Source organism: Paenibacillus sp. TAF43_2 (assembly GCF_052113545.1).
Taxonomy (GTDB): domain Bacteria; phylum Bacillota; class Bacilli; order Paenibacillales; family Paenibacillaceae; genus Pristimantibacillus.
Map to the genome: position 1 here is coordinate 1 of NZ_JBFRDK010000291.1, position 4,575 is coordinate 4,575.

Here is a 4,575-nt window from a genome sequence, read left to right on the forward strand (position 1 = left end):
CTTCTAAACTTCGGATATGATAAGGATAGAGTGCTTCCGCTTTTAAATGCGAAAAAAAGCTCTCCATAGAGGCATTGTCATAACAATTGCCTCGGCGGGACATGCTGATTCGGGCGCCAACCTTCAGCAGCATGTCTTGGTAATCTAATCAATCCAGTCACGTCTGTTTCCTTTTTAAACCCTTTMTCAAAGGTTTGAAGTAYGAGTTGGTTATCATTACGAAGGCTCATATAAGAAGCTATGAGTTCTCCGTTATACAAATCCTTAATGGCAGATAAATATATCCATGTATCGATTACGCGGTATTGAGTGACATCCGTTACCCACTTTTGTTTAGGCTCATCCGCTTTAAACTCCCGCTGAAGCAGGTTTTCCGCAACGCGAGCACCTACTATAGTTTTATAGCTCTGACGTCGCTTCTGACGCATCTTAGAGCGAATCCCCATCTCTTGCATAAGCCTAAGAACTTTCTTGTGATTCACACGTTTTTCATGGCCCTGAAGCAAATGCATTTGAATCTGCCGATATCCATATACGCCATTGTACTTCGTATACACTCGTTTAATTAATGCCTTGAGATCTTCATCGTGATCTATAACTTTGCGCTTCAAGAGTTCAGTAAGAGGCTAGGATTCTGCTGCTGCTTCAATGACACGATATTTCGTTTTTGTACCTCCCGCATCCAGATTTCCAAACACTTTTTCAGCATCTGATTATCTAGTTTAAGCTTTTGAACGTATCTATCCTGATCGATGTATTCCTCACGACGTCCTCGCTGATCCAGTAGTCCATATTCACCGAGCTGTCTATATTTCCTCACCCAAATCTTCACACGATTCTTGTCATTAATATTTAGGTGATCCGCTATCTTTTGATACGACCATCCCTCTTCAACATGTAAGCGGATTGCCTCCACTTTCGTTGTATCTTCATAATGCTTAAACTTTTTCCCTTTAACCGCCACAAAAATACACCCATAGAATTTCATCGGAATAACCTAGGGTTTTTTCCAATGTCTATTCTAAGGGGTACATTTCATTTCTACTTAAATCACAAAGGGTTTTTTTATATAATTATTTTAAGAACTGCTCTATCCTGTACCTATTAAGGCCCATTTAATTGTTTGAGTAATGTTGAAATAATCTTTAAATGACTGTTCTTTGATTTCAGTGATTTACCTACAAATTCTTCTTAATAGAACACTACTGTAATCACTTGATATTAATGAATTAAAGAAATTCATAAAAAACTCGTCTTCTTTAAGCGCTAAAGCCACCCTTTCATCTCGTTTCCAGTATGCTAAATAGAAAAAGAGTAGCAGACTCTCTTGATTTGAGATCTGTGCTCTAAATATCTTCCAGTACGTATCTTTTGAAATTTCAAAAGTAGATGACGAGATAAATTCAATTATACTTATTTGACTCTGAAAAACCTGATCAATTAATGTGTGCGTACCATAGAATACATGTGTAATTTCATCATACATATTAAGTTCTTCACTTGTCTTGTTTTTTTTATCCAATTCCTTTTGCAAGTTTTCATAAACCGTATTTATTATTTCTCGAGCGGTATATGTTTTTAGTTTTCCAAAGTTATCCATCTCGCTATGTTTGAGAGAGCTAATAATTTGTTGATGTAGATGTAAAAGATTAAATAATGTATTATCAAACCTTTGATGTATTAATGTTAAATTTTGATTTTTCATTTCATTCCTAGTAAGGTTCAACTCTTCTTTTTGAGCTAAATATGCAACGAGTAGAATAATAAAGCTCGCTGAATTAATAAATGGCGAGGCAGCTCCACCCAACCAATCACCAATTGGTCCTAGGATAGCAAAGTCATTAATAGTATCAGAATCTTTGAATAGAACTTTCACCATAATAGGACTACTAATGCCAATTATGAAAAAAAGAAAAGAAATAATAAATAGTATCCATGTAAAAAATTTAAGATTTTTTGACTTCATTATTTTATTCCTTCCATAGTATTTCAGATAATTCCTTTTTCAATTTGAATTATTCGTGAAAATGAATTATATATCTTGTCCTATTTTCACATGAAGATCGCGAACACTGAAAATATTCTATCCTGTTGGCGATTGTGAGCACAGAACGAACCACTATGTTTTTCATCATACACATTACTTGTTAAAAAGATGATTTAATTGACCATCCCATGTTTCCCCCCAACAATCCTTAACAGTCTTACTAATAGTTAAATTACCCTCTCTCACTTATTATTTCTATTACTCTATTTTTTTCCTGTTCAATTAGTTTGCTCAAGTATACCTTTAGGTCTACACCAAAGTCCGGTTTAATCCTCTTTTCCCCTTGATTTAGATTTATTACATCGAATATCTTTTGAGCATCACTCTTTGAAAATACTACTTCAATTAATGCCCTCACACTACCAACAGCATAAGTATTTATAAAAATTCTTTTTAGTAGAATATCATTAGTTGCGAACATAAAAATCTCATCCATAGTTTTTTCGTAATAATGAAAGTTGCTCCAATTTGATAAATAGTTCAGATCCCAGGCTTGATTTCTGCACCCACTCAGTATTTTTTCAATATCATTATTTCCTGAATTTTTAGGAGCTTTAATTCCTGATTGATTTGTAAACAGCATTGCTGTATAAACCAAGGTGCTCTCACAAATTAACAAATATTTATAGTTCCATCCCAAAAACTCCAACATTCTTTCAACTGGCGATAGTTCTTGTCTTCTACACAAATATACAACATGGAGCATTTCTGCAATGTGCATCAGCATATGATCATCATCTTCATTGTATTTAATTTTTGTAATTAAAGGGGCAGTTAGCAGGGGACAAACAGGAATTTCATTTATAGCACCTTCGGCTAAACGCAACCATATCATACCAGGATAGTAATCAAARATATTGTTAAATTCTCGCAATTCCCTTTTGGGTTCATTTGTATCATTTATTTTCGTAGCATACTCTTTTAGAGCGAGCCCTGCGCTCGCAGGGAAATTATTCATAATCAACCATGTCATCAACAAAGCAATTAATCGCATTTCTTGTTCATCTTTTAGATAACCATCACGAGAAAGCTTTAATAAACTACTCAACAGATTTCTGTCAAGCATAACAGAGATTTTCTTGGTATTCTTTAAATCTAATAGCTCCTTGAAATCTATATCCCCATCACGAGAATACTTCGGATGAAATATTATTTGTAATTCACACAGCGTTTCCCAAATGAAACTGTACTCTTCACCATCCATTTCTAAAAAGCTCATAGCTATCACCTGATCCATTTGAAATATAATTACTCTCTTATGTGTTTACCTTATAAAACGCCATAGTAGCATTTTCTCCGATATTTTAAAAAACTTAAAATATCTGCTTCCATACATTTTCAAACTTATCCAAAACCATAGGTATGAGCACTTTGCTTTTATCTCTTTGCTCATTTCTTAACTATTCCTCTCAATAAACAGCATGACCAAGACTATAATTGCTCCTCTTGAGTATCTTAACAATTGCATACAACTACTTTTTAAAAACATGAATATTTACATAATTATCCAATAATTCACTAAAATCCGGTTCTTCAGAAGGAACAAATACTGAATCATGCAATTTATAATAACGATGTTCGAGTGAATGGTACCCGTTTCTATGATCCATATTTGTTTCATCAAATACGAGTACTCGCTTATTCATAAAGTTACCACTTGTCCTTTCAGAAAAACTTCAAATCGACTCCTCTCTCTATTACTAGGCACTATTAATTATCGAACTATTCCGACAACTATTTGTTAATGTATCTTAACAAATAGGGAAAACCCCGCAGACTCATTTTCACTGAGCTCTCGGGGGTTTTGAAATTTCCTAATAAAGTAAAATATATCAAAATTCCATAGATTAATGCAGTACACAAAAGTACGAGAACTTTGATATTTCATTAAGCAATTTAGTTAATACAGTAATATCCGGGCAGGACGTTCAAATGGATTTCCCCCCCTTTTATTAACAAGAAACTTCCTCCTTCCACTGACGATTATTATGTTTTAATGTAAAACTAAAATACTTATAAAGTATATTTTGATTTTAAAAGTGCAACATCTTTTTTTACATTTTTAACTTCTAAGCTATTTAATACTTTATGTTCCGTCTCAGGTGTCCAATAAACTTTTAGTTTTTCTTTTGCCCGCGTGATTGATGTATAGAAAATGTTATGAGTAATGAGCTCCTCTATTTCATTCGTAATAACAATTTTTACAGAGTTATACTCTAAACCTTGCGCTTTATGAATAGAAACAGCATAAGCAATTTGAAATGGGATGACTGCATCTGATGTCAAGTCATCATCCTCATCAGTACTTTTAAATTTATTAACAAAAAATCTAATTATAGAATTTCCATTTTGTGAAGTACCGATAAACTGAAAATCATAGTTTTCAGCATCAAATTCGTTTATTACCTTGCCAATTTCAATTTCAAATTGTATGTTATTGTCATAAACTTCTATCCCAGTAATTTTCCCTTTCAAATTATTATAAATCAGAGGTGCAAATCGTTCTGATTCATTAAATAGAATAGGGT

5 protein-coding genes are annotated in these 4,575 nt (G+C 33.3%); all 5 read right to left on the minus strand.

Translation table 11 applies throughout. From position 1 onward, the window contains the following. Nucleotides 1-77 precede the first annotated feature (77 nt). Entirely contained in the window at nucleotides 78-611 is a 534-nt protein-coding gene (locus AB4Z17_RS32190) for an IS3 family transposase (protein ID WP_441964401.1), read from the minus strand. Next, on the minus strand, nucleotides 608-964 hold the full coding sequence (locus AB4Z17_RS32195) for a transposase (protein WP_441964403.1): 357 nt from the start codon (nucleotides 962-964) through the stop codon (nucleotides 608-610). Before AB4Z17_RS32195 ends, AB4Z17_RS32190 begins: the two co-directional genes overlap by 4 nt. 210 nt (nucleotides 965-1,174) lie before the next feature. Next, nucleotides 1,175-1,966: a putative phage abortive infection protein gene (locus AB4Z17_RS32200; protein ID WP_441964405.1), complete on the minus strand. Its 792-nt coding sequence runs from the start codon at nucleotides 1,964-1,966 to the stop codon at nucleotides 1,175-1,177. Between the two features lie 253 nt (nucleotides 1,967-2,219). Further along, nucleotides 2,220-3,284 (minus strand): hypothetical protein, encoded by a 1,065-nt coding sequence (locus tag AB4Z17_RS32205; RefSeq protein WP_441964406.1) that lies wholly within the window; start codon nucleotides 3,282-3,284, stop codon nucleotides 2,220-2,222. A gap of 776 nt (nucleotides 3,285-4,060) precedes the next feature. Next, nucleotides 4,061-4,575, minus strand: a 515-nt coding sequence (locus tag AB4Z17_RS32210) for an ATP-binding domain-containing protein (RefSeq protein WP_441964408.1), incomplete at its 5' end; no start/stop codon positions are given.

What these genes read in the sequence shown, in the direction of transcription:
- AB4Z17_RS32200 (WP_441964405.1), bottom strand. Translation starts at nt 1,966, where the DNA reads ATGAAGTCAAAAAATCTTAAATTTTTTACATGGATACTATTTATTATT.